Here is a 17978-nt window from a genome sequence, read left to right as displayed (position 1 = left end):
CCGTTCTGGAACGATCGGTCAATTAGCGGCGATCGGTCAATTAGCTCCGACGCGTACGGCGAACGTCTGCACCGAGACCGTCTCGTCGTCCAGACAGTGCCCCGTTTCCAGGTCGAAGCGCTGCTTGAGGAGAGGCGACGCAACGAAGGGACGGCCGTTCGCGGTTCCGGTCAGACCACGGGAGAGCACCTGGGCGCCGGAGAACGGGTCGCGGTTGTCGATGGCGTACGGGCGCCCCGCGCGGTCCGTGAACAGCGCCGCCTGGCGGCCGTCGGGGAGCAGGGCCGCCACACCGCGCCCGGGTGTGAGGGCGGACAGGTCGCAGGCGGTGAACCAGGAGTCGTCGATGCGCAGTTGCAGGGTCATCCGGCACGGGTCCCTTCGAGGGTGAGAACGGTCAGGTCCGGCTTCATCTGGTCGCGCTCGGGAACGAACCGTACGGACGGGTCCGGCGCGTCGGGAGCGTTGACGAACGAAACGAACCGGGACAGCCGCTCGGGGTCGTTGATGGTCTCGGCCCATTCGTCGCGGTAGCCGGACACGTGGGTGGCCATCAGGGCTTCGAGCTGCTCGCAGATGCCCAGCGAGTCGTGGACGACGACGTCCCTGAGGTGGTCGAGGCCGCCCTCCAGCCGCTCCAGCCAGGTGGACGTGCGCTCCAGGCGGTCCGCGGTGCGGATGTAGAACATCAGGAACCGGTCGATGAGCCGCACGAGTTCCGCGTCCGACAGGTCCTGGGCGAGGAGATCGGCGTGCCGCGGGGTCGCGCCGCCGTTGCCGCCGACGTAGAGGTTCCAGCCGTTCGCTGTGGCGATGACACCGAAGTCCTTGGACTGTGCCTCGGCGCATTCACGCGCGCATCCCGAGACCGCCGACTTCAGCTTGTGCGGCGCGCGCAGGCCCCGGTAGCGGAGCTCCAGGTCGATGGCCATCCGGACGCTGTCCTGGACGCCGTACCGGCACCACGTCTGTCCGACACAGGACTTCACCGTCCTGAGGGCCTTTCCGTAGGCGTGGCCCGACTCGAAGCCGGCGTCCACCAGCCGCGTCCAGATCAGCGGGAGCTGGTCGACCCGGGCGCCGAAGAGGTCGATGCGCTGGCCACCCGTGATCTTCGTGTAGAGCCCGAAGTCGCGGGCCACCTCGCCGATCACGATCAGCTTCTCGGGGGTGACCTCGCCGCCCGGGATGCGCGGCACGATCGAGTACGAACCGTTGCGCTGCATGTTGGCGAGGAAGTGGTCGTTGGTGTCCTGGAGGGCGGCCTGTTCACCGTCGAGGATGTAGCCGTTGCTCAGGCTGGCCAGGATCGAGCCGACCGTCGGCTTGCAGATCTCGCAGCCGTCGCCGCCGCGGGCCTCCTCACGGCCGTGCGAGTCGAGGAGCGCGGCGTACGACGTGATGCGCAGGGTGCGGACGATCTCGTACAGCTCGGAGCGCGTGTGCGGGAAGCAGCCGCACAGGCCCTTGTCGCCCGACTGCGGAAGCAACTGGCCGATCAGCTTCACGCAGCTGCCGCAGCCGGTCCCCGCCTTGGTGCACTTCTTCACCTCGGGGAGCGTGGAGCAGGCCGTCACCTGACCCTTGGTGACGTTGTGGCAGTTGCAGACCACCGCGTCATCGGGGAGGGCGGACGGGCCGAGGGTGACCTGGCCGCCACCGGCCGGCGCGATGAGCTGTTCCGGTGCGACGGGCGGTACGGAACCGGTGAGCGGTCGCAGCATCGCGTACGCGTCGGCGTCGCCCACCAGCACACCGCCGAGGAGCGTGCCGTCCGGGCTGACCACCAGCTTCTTGTAGACGCCGGAACGGGAGTCGGAGTACGTGACGTCCAGGCAGCCCTCCGCGTGGCCGTGCGCGTCACCGAAGGACGCGACGTCCACACCGAGGAGCTTCAGCTTGGTGGACATGTCCGCACCGGTGAACGCCCGGTTCGCGCTTTCGGCCGTTCCCGCGAGCGTCCCAGTGATCGCTTCGGCGGCCGTCTCCGCCATCTCGTAACCGGGCGCCACGAGCCCGTACACCCGGCCGTCCGACGCCAGGGCGCACTCACCTATCGCGAAGACGGCGGGGTCGGACGTACGGCACTGCTCGTCGACGGCGATGCCGCCCCGCTCGCCGACCGGCAGACCACAGTCCCTCGCCAGCTGGTCGCGCGGCCGTACACCCGCCGAGAAGACGACGAGATCGGTCTCGATCGTCGAACCGTCCGACAGGGACATGCCGTTGACTACGCCGGCGTCGTCCGTGGTGACGGCCTGGGTGCCGACGCCCGTGTGGACCGTCAGCCCCATGCCCTCGATCGTACGGAGCAGAGCCGCGCCGCCGCCCTCGTCGACCTGGACGGGCATCAGGCGGGGCGCGAACTCCACGACGCGCGTGTCGAGTCCGAGACCGCTCAGCGCGCCCGCCGCCTCCAGACCGAGCAGTCCGCCGCCCACGACCGCTCCCGTACGCGCTGTTTTCGCGTACGCCTCGATCGCGAGGAGGTCCTCAATGGTGCGGTAGACGAAGCAGCCCTCCGCGTCCTTCCCCGGAACGGGTGGTACGAAGGGATACGAACCAGTGGCGAGTACCAGCGCGTCGTACGCGAAGGTCCGGCCGGCGCGCGAAGTGACCGTGCGGGCCTCGCGGTCGATGGCCGTCGCCGGGTCGTCGAGGTGCAGCTCGATGCCGTGCCGCTCCATGAAGCCGGGCTCGCCGAGAGCGAGCTCGTCCGGGGTGCGGCCCGAGAAGTACGAGGTGAGCTGCACGCGGTCGTACGCGGGCCGCGGCTCCTCGCACAGGACGACGACTCGCGCCCTCTCCGTCACGCCTCGCTCGGCGAGGGCCTCCAGGAAGCGCTGGCCGACCATGCCGTGGCCGACGACCACGATCGTGGGTGGTGTGGACATCTCAGGCGCCTCCAAGCAGATGGAACAACGGGGTGGAGGGGAGCGGTTCGTCACCCTCCCAGGTGCGGGCGAGTTCGCCGACGGCGCCGAGATCGCCCAGCAGGATGCCGCCGATCAACCGGTCCCCGCGAACGACGACTTTGCGGTACGCGCCACGGGTGGCATCGGCGAGCCGGACGACGTCGTCACCGGGGAGCGGATTTGTCTCGCCGAAGGCGGCGAGGTCGAGCGGCCCGGCGCCGGCGCCGGTGCCGCGGCTGTTGAGGGTGAGACGGGTGAGGGCGCGGGTGCCGGTGTAGCGGGGCAGGGAAGCACTCGCGGGACCGGTGACCGCCGCTACGAGCCCGGCGGACACCGCAGCCGCGACGGCGTCGGCGGTGTCTGCGGTATCGGCGTGACCGGACGGCGGGGCGGCCAGTGCGGCGGCCGACGGCGAGGTGAGCAGCAGTGCCGCCAGGATGTCGGCCTGTTCGAGGGCGGGACCCGCGAGACCGTATACGCGGCCGTTGTGCTCGGCGCAGTCACCGATCGCGCGGATGTGCGGGTCCGAGGTGCGCAGCTCGTCGTCCACGACGATGCCGTGGCGCACCTCCAGGCCCGCCGCCTGCGCGAGGCCTACTCGGGGGCGTACACCGCAGGCGAGGACGACCAGGTCCGCGTCGAGGGCGTAGCCGTCGGCGAGCTCGACGGCCCGCACCGTCCCGGCGGCCCCCTCCCCGGCCTCGCAGCGCAGGCCACGTACCCGGCACTCGGTGTGGACCTCGACACCCAGCGTCTCCAGGTGACCGCGCAGCAACTCGCTGGCCTCCGGGTCGAGCTGGCGCTGCATGAGGTGTTCGCCCTGCTGGGCCAGTACGACCTGAGCGCCGCGTTCCGCGAGCGCGCGGGCCGCCGAGACGCCGAGGAGGCCGCCGCCGATGACGACGGCGCGGGTGCCTTCGCGTACGGCGGCTGCCAGTGCCAGGCAGTCGTCCAGGGTGCGGAAGGGGTGGACGCCGTCGGGGAGGTCGGCGCCGAGGCCGCGCAGCGGCGGCAGGACCGGGTTGGAGCCGGTCGCGAGGACCAGCGTGCCGTACGGGACGACGCTTCCGTCGTCGCACTGCACCACCCGCTCGGCACGGTCGATACGGACCACCCGCACTCCGCGCCGTACGGGCGTCTCCGGCTGCGCGATGACCTCGGGGCCGTAGCGGCCGGAGAGGACCTCGGCGAGCAGCACCCTGTTGTACGGAGCGTGCTCCTCCTCACCTATGACGGTGACGGTCGGCGTCGCCGCCGGCGTCGTCGGCACCGACGACGCGGCCGCCGGAGTGGTCCGGCGGGTCAGTTGCCGGGCCAGCCGGGCACCCGCCGTCCCGCCGCCGATCACCACGATGTCCTTGCTCATGACTGCAGCGTGCGGGGGCGGTGTTACCCGACCGCATCCCGTCTGTTTCCCGCGGGGAACACTGCGCTCAGCGCCACGCGTACCGCACTGTGAGGGGTCGGAGCCGCGCTGCCGGTCCTGTCCGGCCGGGGCCGCGCTGCCCGTCCTGTCCGGCCGGGGCCGCGCCGCCCGGACCCGCCTGGGCACTGTCCGGACCCGCCCCGGCACCGCCCGCCGGAACCTCAGATGTCGCTCAACTCTCCAGGGATCGATGGACGCCACACCCACCCCCTCCCTAGGGTCGCGATCATGCCCGACATATCGCTGACCGCGCTCGTTGTCCTTTGCATCGCCGCCGCCGCGGCCGGCTGGATCGACGCGGTGGTGGGCGGTGGAGGGCTGCTGCTCCTGCCGGCGCTGCTGCTGGGCCTGCCGCACGTGCCCGCCGCGCACGTCCTCGGTACCAACAAGGCGGTGGCGATCGTCGGCACCTCGGGCGCCGCGGTGACGTACCTTCGCAAGGCTCCGGTGAAGGTCGGGACGGCGATACGGATCGGGCTCGCGGCCCTCGTCGGCTCCATGACCGGCGCGTTCTTCGCCGCCGGGATCAGCAGCGGCGTACTACGCCCGGTGATCATGGTGGTGCTGCTCGCCGTCGCGGCCTTCGTGCTCCTGCGGCCCTCCTTCGGCCGCGCCGCCGCCGACGCGAAGACGCCGGTCACCCGGGCCCGTACGGTCACCGCGATCGTCCTCGTCGGCGGCGGCATCGGCTTCTACGACGGCCTTTTCGGCCCGGGCACCGGCACGTTCCTCGTCCTGGCGCTGACCGCCGTGCTCCACCTCGACCTGGTCACGGCCTCCGCCAACGCCAAGATCGTCAATGTCTGCACCAATGCCGGTGCGCTCGCGATGTTCGCCTACCAGGGAACGGTGCTGTGGCAGCTCGCCGCCCTCATGGCGCTCTTCAATCTGGCGGGCGCGATGGCGGGCGCGCGGATGGCGCTCAGGAAGGGCAGCGAGTTCGTGCGCGGGGTGCTGCTGGTGGTCGTCTTCTCGCTGGTCGCGAAGCTGGCCTTCGATCAGTGGACGTAGGTCGGCGTAGTTGGCACGCGGTCCGAGGCGGGCCCCGTCTGAAGCGGAGGACGTGGTCAGAGGGGCTGGAGCCGGGTGTGCAGGAGGCAGAATTCGTTGCCTTCCGGGTCGGCCAGGACGTGCCAGTTCTCGGTGCCGGTCTGGCCGACGTCGGCGGGCCTGGCGCCGAGAGCGAGCAGCCGCTCCAGCTCGGCGTCCTGGTCGCGGTCGGTGGCGTTGACGTCGATGTGCAGTCGGAGCTTCCCCGTCCGCGGGGCGCTGCTGGGGCTGAGGATGAGGGTGGGCTGCGGGCCGCCGAAGCCGGCGTCGGGCGGCCCGATCTCGATGCTTCCGTCGTCTTCCCGGCCGAGTTCGACGTAGCCGAGGACCTCGCTCCAGAACGCGGCGAGCCGGTCGGGGTCGGCGGCGTCGATGACCAGCTCACTGATGCGGCATGCCATGCCCGGCAGTGTACGTAGACGACCCGAGAGTCGACAGTCGGCCGCGTGCAAGGCGTCCGACAACGCGGAACCCGCCCGGCCGATCCGGCCGGATCGGCCGGGCGGATCTGACCCGGTACACCCCCCCAGCGGGGCGGTGCGCATCCGCCTGCTCGACCGCGGCAAGACCGTGTCCGGGGTCGCCGTCCGGCCTGAATGCCACCCGGTCACGGTCGGACGAATCCGGCTTCTTCGCCCCAGCCGGTCAGCGCACCGCCGTGAGGTGCGCGTACGCCACCACGTTCCCCCGGTAGCCGGTCCTCTCGGAGAACGTTCCGCCGCAGGTGATCACCCGCAGCTCCGCCTGCCCGGAGGCGGCGTACACCCGCTCCTCCGGGAAGTCCTCGCTGTCGTACACCTCGATGGCATCGATGGTGAAGACGGCGGTACGCCCGTCCTTGCGCACCACCTCGATGGTGTGGCCCTTCTTCAGCGCGCCGAGGTGGTAGAAGACCGCCGGGCCCCGCGCGTTGTCGACATGCCCGGCGATGACCGACGTGCCCTCGGCGCCGGGCGGGGTGCCGTCCTTGTACCAGCCGGCGAGGTTGCGGTCCCCGGCCGGCGGTACGTCGAGGCTTCCGTCGGGGGCGAGGCCGAGCCGCATGACAGGTGCGTCCACGTGCACGGCGGGTATCCGGATCCGTACGGGCTCGGAGGGCCGCAGCGGTGGCGCCGGCGGCACCGTGCTCCTCGGGACGTGCTCGGAACCGGCGGCGAACGCCTCGGCGGACGACGGCCGGGGCGGGTCCTGACCCGCGGCGCCGTTCTGGATCAGCCAGAGGCCGGTGCAGACGGCGATGGCGACGAGCCCGCCCTTCGTACGCCGGTCCGTCATAGTTGATCACCCTCCAGTCCAGTCCAGTCCAGTCCAGCCCGTCCCGGTCCGGTCCGTTCCGGTCCGTTCCGGGGCGTACGCCCCGCGTGCCCCCGCCCGGCTCGGGGCCAGGGCGGAGGCACGGGGAACTCCGGCGGTACGGGTACGGCGCGGCAGGGCCCCCCCGTCAGCGCTCCCGTGTGCCGCTCGCCCGGCGACGCAGGAGCCAGGTACCGCCGACGGCGGTCGCGGCCAGTACGGCCACGCCCGCCGCGATCTGGGTGGTGTCGGGGCCCGCGGACCCGCCGACACCGGTCTTGACGTGGCCCGTGGGGTGCGTGGGTCTGTGGGCCGGGTCGTGGTGGGTCGGGTCGTGGTGAGCCGAGTCGTGGTGGGTCGGGTCATCACGGTCCGGGTCGGGGTGGGGGGACTCGGGCGGCGGACCGGCGGTCACGGTGAGAGTTCCCTCGGCGGTGTTGCCGTTGTCGCAGGCCACAGCGATGTCGTGGGTTCCGTCCGGGGCATCGGGGGGAAGCTTGAACTGCCCGGTGGCGACCTCTTTGTGGGTGGCGGGCCGCAGCGGGAAGTCGCCCGCCCCGACGGAGTTGGCGTCGCCCGTGCCGCCGCTGTCGGCGCCGCAGGCGGTGGTGTTCACCGTGATGGCCGCACCGGGGCCCGCGGTCGCCGGATACACCTCCAGCGTGTGCTGCGGCGTGCCGTTCTCGGCGTACGCCGGTCCTGCGCCGAGGCCGATCGCGGTGGCCGCCAGCGCGGTACCGGTCAGCAGAAGTGCAGGGCGCATGGTGATCCTCCCGGAAGCGTCGGTACGGCACTCCCTCCCGAGATAAGTGGCCGTACGCGCCGGGCGCCTGCTGAAGCCAGGTCAGATGGCCCGCTCCCACCAGGCGCCACGCCCGGCACGAGCCGCGTTCACCCAGGTCAGCACCCGGGCGGCGGCAGGCTGGACGGTCCGCCCCGCCCTGCGCACCGAATGGGTGACGGGCGGGGTGTCCGGGCCGCCTCAGACGCGGTCCCAGGGCGTCGCCTCGTACACCGACATGACCGTCTTCATCAGTTCCTCGTCGACCGCGAACTCCGTGTCGTCGATACGCCGCACCGGGGCGATGCCCTGCGCGTTCGTGACGAACGCGGCCCGGTACGTGCCGAGACCGTCCAGCGTCACCGGGCCCCGCACCGACGGCAGGCCGGACTCCGGGAGGCGGGCTTCGAGCAGGGCCATGGTGACGCCGTGCAGCGACGGCGCGTCGGGCCAGACGACCGAAGTGCCGTCGTAAAAGGCGATGTTGGTGATCGCACCCTCCGTGACGACTCCGCCCGGACCGGTCAGCAGCGCGTCGTCGAAGCCCGCGTTCCGCGCGAGCCGGCCGTAGTGGGTCTGGGCGAAGCCGCCCAGGTGCTTGAGGTGCGGGAAGGGACGCTCGTACGGGACCGACATCAGGGCCCGCGGCGTCGGCGGCATGGTGGCGGGCGGGCGGACGGTGACCATCAGGGTGGGCGCCTCTGCCTCGGGCGCCCAGAACACGTACACGCGCACCGCGGCGTCGTGCACCCCGGCCCCGTCGAGCGCGTGCCGCACCCGCTCGCGCACCAGCTCCCCGTCGAGCCCGACGCCGAACACCTCCTGGGTGGCGGCGTCGAGTCGCGCGAGGTGCAGGCGCAGTCCGCGCACGCCGCGGTCCCTGACTTGCATCGCGGTGAAGTGGGCGTAACCGCCGTACAGGGCCGGGACGAGCAGGTCGTCCGCCGTGGTGGCCCTTCGGCCGTCGACCTCGATGTGGGGAGCGGCGGATGCGGGAGGTGTGGTCATGCGACCACCGTAGAGGCGGCGCGCGCGTGTTGAGAGATGTCCCCGCGCGTACAGCTTGACCTCAATCATGGTTGAGGTACGAGTCTTGCCGCATGGACATCACGACGCACGTATCCGCCCAGGTCAACACCCCTTCCGACGCCCCCGCCCCGCTGCGGGTCGCCGTCATCGTCGCCAGCAATCGCGAGGGCCGCTTCGCCCCCGTCATCGCCGACTGGTTCCTCTCCCGGACCGCCGAGCACGACGACCTCGACATCGATGTGATCGACCTGGCCGGCATCGAACTGCCGACCGCCCTCTCCTTCAACCCGTCGGACGAGGTCAAAGCAGTCCTCGCCCAGGTCTCCCCGCGCCTCGACGCCGCCGACGCCTTCGTTGTCCTCACCCCCGAGTACAACCACTCCTTCCCCGCCTCCCTCAAGAACCTCATCGACTGGACCGGCAGCGAATGGCACGCCAAGCCCGTCGGCTTCGTTTCCTACGGCGGCATGTCGGGCGGCCTGCGCGCCGTCGAGCAACTGCGCCAGGTCTTCGCCGAAATGCACGCCACCACCATCCGCGACACCGTCAGCTTCCACGGCCCCCGAGCCCACTTCGACGATGACGGCCGGCACAAGGACCCGTCCGCCCCCAACACCGCCGCCAAGGCCCTGCTGAACCAGCTCACCTGGTGGGCACACGCCCTGAGAAACGCCAAGTCCGCCCGCCCGTACACCGGCTGACGGCGGCGACGCGGGACCCCGAAATCGTCTGCCATGCAGAACTGACGGCGGTGCCCACCAGGCAGGATGGTGATCGGGTGAAGGCCGGTGGCCGTTCAGCCGAGGGTGCCCGCGTCACTGGCGGTGTGCGCCCGATGTCTTGTTGTACTTGCGTTCATTTGATCCGAATCACACGGACGGCGCGTACGCCCGCCTGCACGCGCCACAGTTCGCGGCGACGACGGCGGCTTGAACTGTGACCACTCACAGTGGGTTGTCAGACCCGTCGGTTACGGTGAGGGTTCGCGTACGCAATGAGCAACGGGGGTGGCGGGTATGCGTGCTGAGGCGTTGGCGCTGCGGCTGACGGAGCTGGCGGGGACTGGGGAGGGGGACCTCCGGTCGCTGGTGGGTGAGTTCCGGCGCAGTGAGGTGCTGGTGCCGGTGGTGGAGGGGGCGCTGCTTTCGGTGGCGACGGGGCCGGTCCGCTGGTTGTTCGCGTTCACGAGTGTGGAGGCGCTGGAGGTCTTCGCGCGGCAGCGGGGCGAGGTTGTTGATGAGTGGGTGCCGGTGTTCGGGGCCCGGCTTGTGGACCAGGTGATTCCGGATATTGGTGGGCCGGTGGGGGTCGCGGTGGATGTCGGAAGTCCGGCGGGGATGGTGCTGCCACCGGTGGCCGGGATCGTGCCGGACGCGGTGGCGCTGGATGTGGCGGGTGCTGCGGTATGAGCGACGCGGGCGGGTACCGGGCGGATACCGAGTCACTGGGTGAGATCACCAAGGGCATCAACCTGGCGATGGATGAGCTGAAGGAGCTCGGGTTCGATGTCGATGCGAATCTGGGGCGGGGCTTCGACGACTTGGAGCTTGCCGGCCTGGAGTTGGGTGACAAGCCGTTGCAGGAGATCTTCGCGGAGTTCTGCGACCGGTGGGGCTGGGGGGTGCGCACCCTGATGCAGGACGCCAGTAATTTCGCGGCCGGGCTCGGACTGAACGCAGGGCTCTACCACGAGGAGGAACGGTACGCGGCGAACACGTTCAAGACGGTGTGGAATCAGGTCGGCGGCAACCCGTACGCCTCTGCGGAGGAGATCGAGAAGACGTCGGTGAAGGACACGGTGCTCAAGGGCAACGTGGTCGGCCATGTGATGGACGCGGACTACAGCGCGGAGTCCGTGGTGGAGGCCGAGGCGGGGAAGAGCGAGGCCGTCGCTCAGGCGGTGGAGGACTTCGGGACGTCGCCGTTGACGGGGTGGCAGGACGATACCGAATGGCAGTGGGACGGCCCGCCCCAAGCCGAGCAGGCGCCCGCCGGGGGTTCTGCGGGTGGTGAGCGCTGATGGGCATCGACCTGCCCGATATAGGCGGCGCGATCAAGAGCGGTGTCGACAACATCGGTGCCAGGGCCGAGGGCGCCCTGGACTCCGCGAAGGAGAGCGTCGGCGAGGCCACCAACCGGGTCACGGACAAGGTGGCCGACGGCCTGTCCTCGGTCGGGGCCGACCGGATCGCCGAGGGCGTGCGGGACTACGGCGAAGGTGTGAGCAACCGCCTGGGGGGCGATGTCCCCGAGCGGCAGTTGGGCGAGAGCGAGGATCCCAGGGAACTCATTCACGGCAGCGCCCCGGCGATTGAGGCGCGGGCGTCCCACCTGGCTGACTTCGGCAAGGCGTTCGAGACGGTCGGCCAGGGTTTGCGTGGTCTGGACAGCGGTGCCTGGCAGGGCAAGGCCGGTGACGCGTTCCGGGAGAAGTTCGGGATGCAGCCGCCGGCGTGGTTGAAGGCGGCCGACGCGTGTGAGGAGGCCGGCAAGGCTCTGAAGGCGTACGGGGAAGCGGTGAGCTGGGCGCAGGGGCAGGCTTTGGCCGCGATCGAGGCGTACAAGAGTGCTCAGCGGGCCAGTCAGAGCGCGGCCAAGGTGTATGACGCGCAGGTCGCCCAGTACAACCAGGCCGCCACCCAGTACAACAAGATTGCCGCGACGGGCGGTGATCCTGGCCCGAAGCCGACCCAGCCAGGCACGTTCCATGACCCGGGCGAGGCGGCCCGCCGCGAGGCACAGGAGATCCTGACCGAGGCCCGCCGCCAGCGCACCGAGGCGGCACGCGACGCGTACCTGCGCATCAAACAGGCTCTGGAGCAGGCGCCGCAGAAGCCGGCGCTCAGCGACCGGCTCGGTGCCGAGGCCAAGGACCATGTGCTGAGCACGAGCATGGACCTTGCGCACCTGGTCGGCGGCTTCGCCAAGGGCCTGGGCGACGCAGTGGTGATGGCGCGCACGCTCAATCCGTTGGATCCCTACAACCTCACCCACCCCGCCGAGTGGAGCAAGCAGCACCATGCGCTGGCGATGAACCTGCTCGGCACGGTGGCCCATCCCGAGCGGATCCCGATGGGAATCATCGGCTCCGGATGGTCCAGCGACCGAGGAGACACCGCCGGCAGATTCCTGTCCAACGTGATCGGAACCAAGGGAGCGGGCGGGCTGGCCAAGGGCGCCGCCCGGGGAGCGGCCCGAGGAGCCGCCCGAGGAGCGGGCACGGGCACGGCCCGTAGAAGTGTCGGCGCGGCGCTCAAGGACTTGGCCAGGGAACTGAAATGCAAGTGGTTCGGCGACCCCATCGACATGGCCACCGGCCGGATGGCGCTGTCGCAGACCGACGTATCACTCCCCGCCCGCTTGCCGTTGGTCTTCTCGCGGCAGTTCGAGTCGTCCTACCGGGCAGGCCGCTGGTTCGGCCCCAGCTGGACCTCCACCGCCGACCAGCGCCTGGAGATCGACGCAGAAGGCGTCATCTTCATCCGTGACAACGGCGCCATGCTGGCCTACCCCCACCCGGCGCCCGGCGTGCCGACGCTGCCCCTGGAGGGCGGGCGCTATCCGCTGACCATCGACGCCCACGGCGACTACACCGTCACCGATGAGCTGAGCGGTCGAATATGGGACTTCGCCGCCCCGGGCGGCGACGGCAACGGCATCGCCCTCCTGGCCCAGGTCATCGACCGCTCGGGCCAGTGGCTCACCTTCGAGTACGACACCGAAGGCGCCCCGACAGCAATCGTGCACTCGGCGGGCTATCACCTCAAGATCACGACCGCCGAGGACCGAATAACCGCCCTGCACCTCGCCCACGCGGCAGAGGACGGCGGCGACCAGGAGCTGGTCCGCTTCGGCTACGACGAACACGGCCACCTGGCGGCGGTGACCAAGCCGTCCGGCCTCCCGACCCGCTTCACCAACGATTCACTCGGCCGGATCACCGCCTGGACCGATACCAACAACTCGTCCTACAGGTACGTCTACGACGACCAGGCGCGTTGTATCTCTCAGTCAGGCGAAGCCGGCCACCTCCGCAACACGTTCACCTATGACGACACCGACCCCGAGACCGGTAACCGGGTCATCACTGCGACCAACTCCCTCGGCCACAGCACGCGCTACCACGTCAACCGTGACCTGCAGGTCGTCAAAGAGATCGCCCCGGACGGAGCCACCACCCACACCACGTACGACCGGTACGACCGTCCCCTGACCATCACAGACCCGCTCGGGCGCACGCTCAGCTACGCGTACGACAAGGCCGGCCGCATGGTGATGGCCGTCCGGCCCGACGGCCGTTACACCAGCGTCGGCTACAACGACCAGGGCCTGCCCGTCTCCATCGCCGGGGCCGACGGGACATACGGCGCCCAGTCCTTCGACGAGTTCGGCAACCGCACGGAGCACACGGATTCCTCCGGGGCCACGACTCGCTTCACGTACGACGAGCTCGGCCACCTGTCCGGGGTGACGGACGCGCTGGGCGCGAGGACCACGGTCTGCTGCAACGCCGCAGGCCTCCCCCTGGAAGTCACCAACCCCTTGGGCGCTGTGACGCGTTACGAGCGGGACGGTTTCGGACGTCCGGTCGCGGTCACCGACCCGCTGGGTGCGACGACGCGGCTGGAGTGGACGGTCGAGGGCAAGCTGTCGCGGCGCACCGCTCCGGACGGGAGTACGGAGACGTGGACGTACGACGGCGAGGGCAACTGCACGTCACACACGGACGCGATGGGCGCCGTCTCGACCTTCGAGTACACGCACTTCGACCTGATGTCGGCCCGCACGGGCCCGGACGGGGTCCGTTATGAGTTCGAGCACGACTCGGAACTCCAGCTCCGGAAGGTCATCAACCCCCAGGGTCTGACCTGGAGGTACGAGTACGACCCGGCTGGTCGCCTGATAGCCGAAACGGACTTCGACGACCGGGCGCTGACGTACGCCCATGACGCAGCAGGTCAGTTGACGACGCGGACAACAGCCTCCGGTGCGGTGATCCGCTTCGAGCGGGATGTGCTGGGTCGCACGGTGAAGAAAGACGCCGCTGGGGCGGTGACGACGTACGCGTACGACGTAACGGGCAGCCTTGCCCGGGCGACCGGCCCGGACGCGGACCTGACGCTGGAGCGGGACGACGCGGGCCGCCTGCTGGCGGAGACGGTCAACGGCCGCGCGGTCACGTACGCCTACGACACACTGGGCCGCCGAACCGGCCGTACCACCCCGGCGGGTGCGGTCAGCACCTGGAGATACGACGCGGCGGGCAACCGCACCGAACTGACGACCTCTGGTCGGACCTTGACCTTCGAGCACGACGAGGCAGGCCGCGAACTTTCCCGCCACCTCGGCGGAGCTCTGACTCTCACCAGCGCCTTCGACGACCTCGGCCGCCTGACCAAACAGGAGCTGTTCGGCCCGGCCGACCGGCGCATCCAGCAGCGTGCCTACGCATACCGCGAGGACGGCAACCTGGTCGGCATCGACGACCAGCTCAACGGATCCAGCCGCTTCGACCTGGACGCGGCAGGCCGGGTCACCGCGGTCCACGCGGCAGGCTGGACGGAGACATACGCATACGACGAGGCGGGCAACCAGACCTCGGCATCCTGGCCGCCCCCCATGCCGGGCCAGGAAGCGGTCGGCCCGCGCACCTACACCGGAACACGCATCCGCACAGCGGGCGCAGTCCGCTACGAACACGACACGGCAGGCCGCATCACACTCCGCCAGAAGCCACGCCTGTCCCGCAAGCCGGACACCTGGCGCTACACGTGGGACGCCGAGGACCGCCTGGTCTCGGTCCTCACCCCGGACGGCACGACCTGGCGCTACCAGTACGACCCACTGGGCCGCCGCATCGCGAAACAGCGCCTTGCGGCAGACGACTCCGAAAAGATCGCGGAACAGGTCGACTTCACCTGGGACGGCACGACACTGTGCGAACAGACGACGCACACCCCGGGCACTCCTCACGCTCCCGCGCTCACCCTCACCTGGGACCATGACGGCCTACGCCCCCTGACCCAGACGGAACGCAAGACTTCGGCGGCCGACACCTCTCAGGAGGAAATCGACGCCCGCTTCTACGCAATCGTCACAGACCTCGTCGGCACCCCGACAGAACTCGTCGACGAACAGGGCGACATCGCGTGGCGGTCCCGCAGCACGCTCTGGGGCACGACGGCTTGGAACCGGACAGCTACGGCCTACACCCCTCTTCGCTTCCCCGGCCAGTACTTCGACCCAGAGACAGGCCTCCACTACAACTACTTCCGCCACTACGACCCCGAAACCGCCCGCTACCTCACCCCCGACCCGTTTGGCCTCGCGCCCGCAGACAATCCCACGGCATACGTCCACAACCCTCACACCTGGGGCGACCCGCACGGTCTCGCGCCCTACGAGAATCAACTGCCTGACGAGTTGGGGCAGGAACTGGCAACGGCTGAGCGTCTAGGGGTGACGCCCATCCGGGTAGGAGGTGAAGGGTTCGATGCGGCGGTCAACTCAGGAACCGTAAAGTGGGCCGTGACACCGGAAGGGGATCTCCTAGTGATCCCTAAGCATGTTGATGGCGTGGAATTGAAGCACCCCGTCCTCACGGGAGGTGGGCCAGTCATAAGTGCGGGAGAAGCAGAGATCGCTGGCGGGGGAGGGGGATATTTTGGTCTCGAACTCAATAACAATAGCGGCCACTATCGGCCATCACTGGAAAGCCTTAAAATTGGAAGAGAAGCATTTGAACGGGCCGGAATTCCCTTTGTGTAACGGTCAAGAGGGGCCCTCGGGCGGCAATCAGCCTGATTTGAAATTTGCGGCAAAACTATCCGTAAGCGAGGTGCGGGAGATTGTCGATCGAGCCGCAGTAGGCTCAGCTGCGGACTCGTGGTGGGAGGGTATGCGTACGTTGTGTGTTGGCAGGATGCAGGATGTGCGGCGGAATGCGAGCGAGCGCATTGAGTGGGGGCGATTGGCTGTTAAAGCTATCCACTCCAAGCGTGAGGGAGACCCGGATCCCAAGATTCCACTCGCTGCGGAAGCTCGGATTCGCGCATACGTGATCCGAGAATTTGGGAAGGATCAGGAAGATGATTTCAGGAATCCGGTAGCACTTTGCGGTCAGGTCATTGCGGGGGTTGATTCTGAGCTCGACTCGGTAGCATTTTCGGCCTCTCGCTGGCGGGAGGCTGGCCGGGCAGAAATGTTGCGGTTGCGGAGAATTAAAAACCTCCTTCAGTCTCTTGTGGAAATCAAGGAGTTTCTTGATCCAGGCGATCCTCTTTGCCGCAAGGTGGCGACGTGGTTGGAACTGATTCCGTCTTTGCCCTGACCCGGGATGTGGCCGCCTCTCTGAACACGTAACACGCTCGTGAGTCGGCGGACGACTGACCGGGGGGGGAGACCTATGGAACGTAAACCTGGGAAGGGAAGGTGCATAATTTCGGAAGTCGACCGGATTTCCGAGGTATGCGATAACTGCGGAGTCGAATCCTGGTCCGTAGCCAGTGAGGCGCTTGTGCGTGAAGGTGCGCAGACTTCGTAGTGCAGATCGAGAAAGAGCGAAGGGGGGATGTATCGCATTGTTGGGGTCACAAGGAAACTGCGTCGAGCGGTTCGCCCGCCAAAAGGGTGCCATGGAAACGTTGTTCCAATACCGGCTCCGCAGTCCGACCGGCGGGCTCGCCGCCGACTTGACCGCCCACCCCGTTGCATCCGATCAATCTTCCGAGTGCTCCCTGCGGATCCACCAAAATATCTGGCTGGCCTATCCACTTGGCGGACTTTATTGGAAAGATGCCGCTTGGCTCTCCTTCGGAGTGGCGCTACACGCACAAATCTTGGCGACACGCCATCCAAAAGGTCTGGGTATCCAAGTAGTTTCGCTTCGAGCGCCATTGAACGACTACCGATCCGAAGTTGCGGCGCTCGCAATGGACGGGTGGCTGCGCGCCGAATTCGACCTGCCAACTGCTGGCGCTGAGGTTTCGTTTAGTCAAGCAGGCGGTGACTATATTTTCCATTGGGGAAATATCGAATCACCATTTGCGGATCACACCTAGCACTATGGCGAAGGGCCGGGTCATCGCTCTCGCGCAGTTCGATGCCTATCGTTTCGGTGACGCCGACCTCCAGGCAGTTGGATCCGTCTGGGCTGAAGGACGATTTCTGCCAGTTAGTGAAGGTCGGCATGGTGCCTGCTCTCAGCTTCCGTGGGCCGAGCGGTGGACGGTGATGCCGCTCTTGAGGCTGTGTATGAGGCTGCGAAGCTCCTTGGCGATGTTGACGCAGGCGTTGCCCTCTGCGCAGTAGGAGGACTTCTACCATTCGCTAGCGGTCGGCATGCCGGGCCCCTTTCAGGCGTCGGCGGAACGCGGGCTGAGCCCGTGGGTCTTCAGGCTGAGTACGAGCTGGCGCACACTTTGGGTTGTGGCGGTGAGGATGACCTCCGGGTCATCGCTTTCGCGGAGCTTGATACCTCCTGTTTCTGCGGCGACCTCCAGGCAGTTGGAGCTGTCTCCGCTGTAGGTGGACTTCTGCCAGGGTGACGTGGGCACGGTGGATTCCTTTCTCAGATGTCCTGCGCAATGCGGTGGATGAACTCGCGGGACGCGGAAGGCTTCAAAGCGCTGTGCTCCATGCGGTCCAAAACTGATCGGTACTTTGCCAACTGGGCTTCGGCATCGAGAAAGTCGCAGCCGTGGTGCACGTCGAGTTGCACAGTGTCGAGCTGCGGCACAGGGCCGGATACGTAGTCGATGGACTGGCCGTTGCCTGGGAACGTGGCCTTGCTGAAGGGGATCACTCTGATGGTGACGTGGTCGAGCTCACTCATTGCGATGAGGTGCTTGAGTTGGGCTCGGGCTGTTGCGGATTCACCGAAACCCATGCGAAGGGCGGCTTCGTGGATGATCGCGGTGTATGGGATTGGAGGATCCCGGTAGAGGATCTCCTGTCGCTTGATGCGGTGGGAGATGCGGTGCTCCACCTCGTACGGGCGCAGGGGCGGGACGACGGTGTTGAAAAGCGCACGGGCGTGGTCCGGTGTCTGGAGGAGTCCTGGGATGTGGATCACCACGGCCACTCTCAACTCTGCGGCGTAATACTCCAGTTCCGCTAGATCGGCGAACGCGGCAGGCAGATACTCGCGATGTTCGTCCCACCAGCCGCGCTTGCGACCGCCGGTCATGGCGGCGAGAGCCTCCACGAGTTGATCGTCTCCACATGAGTAGGCCCGGGCGAAGGCGCGGACCCGGTCGGCGCTGACGGCGTAGCGGCCGGCTTCGATGCTGCTGATTCGCGCTTGGTTGACGCCGAGGAGGGTGGCGGCGGCAGTGGCGGTCAGGCCCGCGTGTTCACGGAGTTTGCGCAGCTCGGCACCAAGACGGCGCTGTCGCAGGGTGGGTGCGGTGCTGGGTGGCATGAGGCTCCCCTCTTCGTGTGCACGCAGTGTGCCCGTGTCACCCACAAGGGGCAATTGGCAAGC

17 protein-coding genes are annotated in these 17978 nt (G+C 68.5%); 7 read left to right on the top strand and 10 right to left on the bottom strand.

The window, feature by feature from the left end:
- Positions 1 to 36 precede the first annotated feature (36 nt).
- The 3 genes from nirD to J7E91_RS16725 are packed head-to-tail and all read right to left on the bottom strand — an operon-like array spanning position 37 to position 4281.
- Positions 37 to 366, bottom strand: coding sequence for a nitrite reductase small subunit NirD (gene nirD / locus J7E91_RS16735; RefSeq protein WP_214904772.1), 330 nt, complete (start codon positions 364 to 366; stop codon positions 37 to 39).
- Positions 363 to 2894, bottom strand: coding sequence for a nitrite reductase large subunit NirB (gene nirB / locus J7E91_RS16730; RefSeq protein ID WP_214904769.1), 2532 nt, complete (start codon positions 2892 to 2894; stop codon positions 363 to 365). The genes nirD and nirB overlap by 4 nt, the downstream gene beginning before the upstream one ends.
- Position 2895: 1 nt before the next feature.
- A complete protein-coding gene (locus J7E91_RS16725) occupies positions 2896 to 4281 on the bottom strand; it encodes an NAD(P)/FAD-dependent oxidoreductase (RefSeq protein ID WP_214904766.1) in 1386 nt (461 codons plus the stop codon).
- Between the two features lie 288 nt (positions 4282 to 4569).
- Here J7E91_RS16725 and J7E91_RS16720 point away from each other — a divergent pair, with 288 nt between their 5' ends.
- Positions 4570 to 5352, top strand: a complete 783-nt coding sequence (locus J7E91_RS16720; RefSeq protein WP_214904763.1) for a TSUP family transporter — start codon at positions 4570 to 4572, stop codon at positions 5350 to 5352.
- Positions 5353 to 5408: 56 nt separating this feature from the next.
- Here the strand turns inward: J7E91_RS16720 and J7E91_RS16715 are convergent, their stop codons facing one another.
- The 4 genes from J7E91_RS16715 to J7E91_RS16700 all read right to left on the bottom strand — a co-directional run bounded on the left by J7E91_RS16715 (position 5409) and on the right by J7E91_RS16700 (position 8473).
- The gene (locus J7E91_RS16715; RefSeq protein WP_214904760.1) at positions 5409 to 5792 is read right to left on the bottom strand and encodes a VOC family protein; all 384 of its coding nucleotides are present in this window, start codon (positions 5790 to 5792) and stop codon (positions 5409 to 5411) included.
- A gap of 244 nt (positions 5793 to 6036) precedes the next feature.
- Positions 6037 to 6666 (bottom strand): class F sortase, encoded by a 630-nt coding sequence (locus J7E91_RS16710; RefSeq protein ID WP_214904758.1) that lies wholly within the window; start codon positions 6664 to 6666, stop codon positions 6037 to 6039.
- 166 nt (positions 6667 to 6832) lie between these two features.
- The gene (locus J7E91_RS16705) at positions 6833 to 7447 is read right to left on the bottom strand and encodes a hypothetical protein (RefSeq protein WP_214904756.1); all 615 of its coding nucleotides are present in this window, start codon (positions 7445 to 7447) and stop codon (positions 6833 to 6835) included.
- 219 nt (positions 7448 to 7666) lie between these two features.
- Positions 7667 to 8473 (bottom strand): aminotransferase class IV family protein, encoded by an 807-nt coding sequence (locus tag J7E91_RS16700; RefSeq protein WP_214904753.1) that lies wholly within the window; start codon positions 8471 to 8473, stop codon positions 7667 to 7669.
- A 92-nt stretch (positions 8474 to 8565) separates the two neighbouring features.
- On the opposite strand from J7E91_RS16700, the gene J7E91_RS16695 reads away from it, so the two are divergent.
- From J7E91_RS16695 to J7E91_RS16670, 6 genes are all read left to right on the top strand, one after another.
- Entirely contained in the window at positions 8566 to 9195 is a 630-nt protein-coding gene (locus tag J7E91_RS16695; protein WP_214904751.1) for an NADPH-dependent FMN reductase, read from the top strand.
- A 315-nt stretch (positions 9196 to 9510) separates the two neighbouring features.
- On the top strand, positions 9511 to 9903 hold the full coding sequence (locus J7E91_RS16690; RefSeq protein ID WP_214904749.1) for an SseB family protein: 393 nt from the start codon (positions 9511 to 9513) through the stop codon (positions 9901 to 9903).
- On the top strand, positions 9900 to 10514 hold the full coding sequence (locus J7E91_RS16685; RefSeq protein WP_214904746.1) for a hypothetical protein: 615 nt from the start codon (positions 9900 to 9902) through the stop codon (positions 10512 to 10514). Before J7E91_RS16690 ends, J7E91_RS16685 begins: the two co-directional genes overlap by 4 nt.
- Positions 10514 to 15262 carry a putative T7SS-secreted protein gene (locus tag J7E91_RS16680; protein ID WP_214904743.1) on the top strand — a complete coding sequence of 1583 codons (4749 nt, stop codon included), beginning with the start codon at positions 10514 to 10516 and terminating at the stop codon, positions 15260 to 15262. Before J7E91_RS16685 ends, J7E91_RS16680 begins: the two co-directional genes overlap by 1 nt.
- Entirely contained in the window at positions 15219 to 15824 is a 606-nt protein-coding gene (locus J7E91_RS16675; RefSeq protein ID WP_214904740.1) for a hypothetical protein, read from the top strand. Before J7E91_RS16680 ends, J7E91_RS16675 begins: the two co-directional genes overlap by 44 nt.
- 304 nt (positions 15825 to 16128) lie before the next feature.
- Positions 16129 to 16554, top strand: a complete 426-nt coding sequence (locus J7E91_RS16670; RefSeq protein ID WP_214905309.1) for a hypothetical protein — start codon at positions 16129 to 16131, stop codon at positions 16552 to 16554.
- Here the strand turns inward: J7E91_RS16670 and J7E91_RS16665 are convergent.
- From J7E91_RS16665 to J7E91_RS16655, 3 genes are all read right to left on the bottom strand, one after another.
- On the bottom strand, positions 16484 to 16684 hold the full coding sequence (locus tag J7E91_RS16665; RefSeq protein ID WP_214904737.1) for a DUF397 domain-containing protein: 201 nt from the start codon (positions 16682 to 16684) through the stop codon (positions 16484 to 16486). The genes J7E91_RS16670 and J7E91_RS16665 overlap by 71 nt on opposite strands.
- 164 nt (positions 16685 to 16848) lie before the next feature.
- On the bottom strand, positions 16849 to 17049 hold the full coding sequence (locus tag J7E91_RS16660; RefSeq protein WP_214904735.1) for a DUF397 domain-containing protein: 201 nt from the start codon (positions 17047 to 17049) through the stop codon (positions 16849 to 16851).
- A 14-nt stretch (positions 17050 to 17063) separates the two neighbouring features.
- The gene (locus J7E91_RS16655) at positions 17064 to 17915 is read right to left on the bottom strand and encodes a DUF5753 domain-containing protein (RefSeq protein ID WP_214904731.1); all 852 of its coding nucleotides are present in this window, start codon (positions 17913 to 17915) and stop codon (positions 17064 to 17066) included.
- Between the last annotated feature and the right edge of the window lie 63 nt (positions 17916 to 17978).

It is taken from the genome of Streptomyces sp. ISL-99 (genome assembly GCF_018614005.1).
Lineage (GTDB): Bacteria > Actinomycetota > Actinomycetes > Streptomycetales > Streptomycetaceae > Streptomyces > Streptomyces flavidovirens.
Note: the sequence above shows the minus strand (reverse complement) of the source record. Positions and strands in the feature narration are given on the sequence as shown.

Coding starts and splice junctions, on each gene's coding strand:
- J7E91_RS16690 (WP_214904749.1), top strand. CDS start 9,511: ATGCGTGCTGAGGCGTTGGCGCTGCGGCTGACGGAGCTGGCGGGGACT.
- J7E91_RS16705 (WP_214904756.1), bottom strand. CDS start 7,447: ATGCGCCCTGCACTTCTGCTGACCGGTACCGCGCTGGCGGCCACCGCG.
- J7E91_RS16695 (WP_214904751.1), top strand. CDS start 8,566: ATGGACATCACGACGCACGTATCCGCCCAGGTCAACACCCCTTCCGAC.
- J7E91_RS16685 (WP_214904746.1), top strand. CDS start 9,900: ATGAGCGACGCGGGCGGGTACCGGGCGGATACCGAGTCACTGGGTGAG.
- J7E91_RS16720 (WP_214904763.1), top strand. CDS start 4,570: ATGCCCGACATATCGCTGACCGCGCTCGTTGTCCTTTGCATCGCCGCC.
- J7E91_RS16665 (WP_214904737.1), bottom strand. CDS start 16,684: ATGCCGACCTTCACTAACTGGCAGAAATCGTCCTTCAGCCCAGACGGA.
- nirB (WP_214904769.1), bottom strand. CDS start 2,894: ATGTCCACACCACCCACGATCGTGGTCGTCGGCCACGGCATGGTCGGC.
- J7E91_RS16700 (WP_214904753.1), bottom strand. CDS start 8,473: ATGACCACACCTCCCGCATCCGCCGCTCCCCACATCGAGGTCGACGGC.
- J7E91_RS16655 (WP_214904731.1), bottom strand. CDS start 17,915: ATGCCACCCAGCACCGCACCCACCCTGCGACAGCGCCGTCTTGGTGCC.
- J7E91_RS16725 (WP_214904766.1), bottom strand. CDS start 4,281: ATGAGCAAGGACATCGTGGTGATCGGCGGCGGGACGGCGGGTGCCCGG.
- J7E91_RS16710 (WP_214904758.1), bottom strand. CDS start 6,666: ATGACGGACCGGCGTACGAAGGGCGGGCTCGTCGCCATCGCCGTCTGC.
- nirD (WP_214904772.1), bottom strand. CDS start 366: ATGACCCTGCAACTGCGCATCGACGACTCCTGGTTCACCGCCTGCGAC.
- J7E91_RS16680 (WP_214904743.1), top strand. CDS start 10,514: ATGGGCATCGACCTGCCCGATATAGGCGGCGCGATCAAGAGCGGTGTC.
- J7E91_RS16715 (WP_214904760.1), bottom strand. CDS start 5,792: ATGGCATGCCGCATCAGTGAGCTGGTCATCGACGCCGCCGACCCCGAC.
- J7E91_RS16670 (WP_214905309.1), top strand. CDS start 16,129: ATGGAAACGTTGTTCCAATACCGGCTCCGCAGTCCGACCGGCGGGCTC.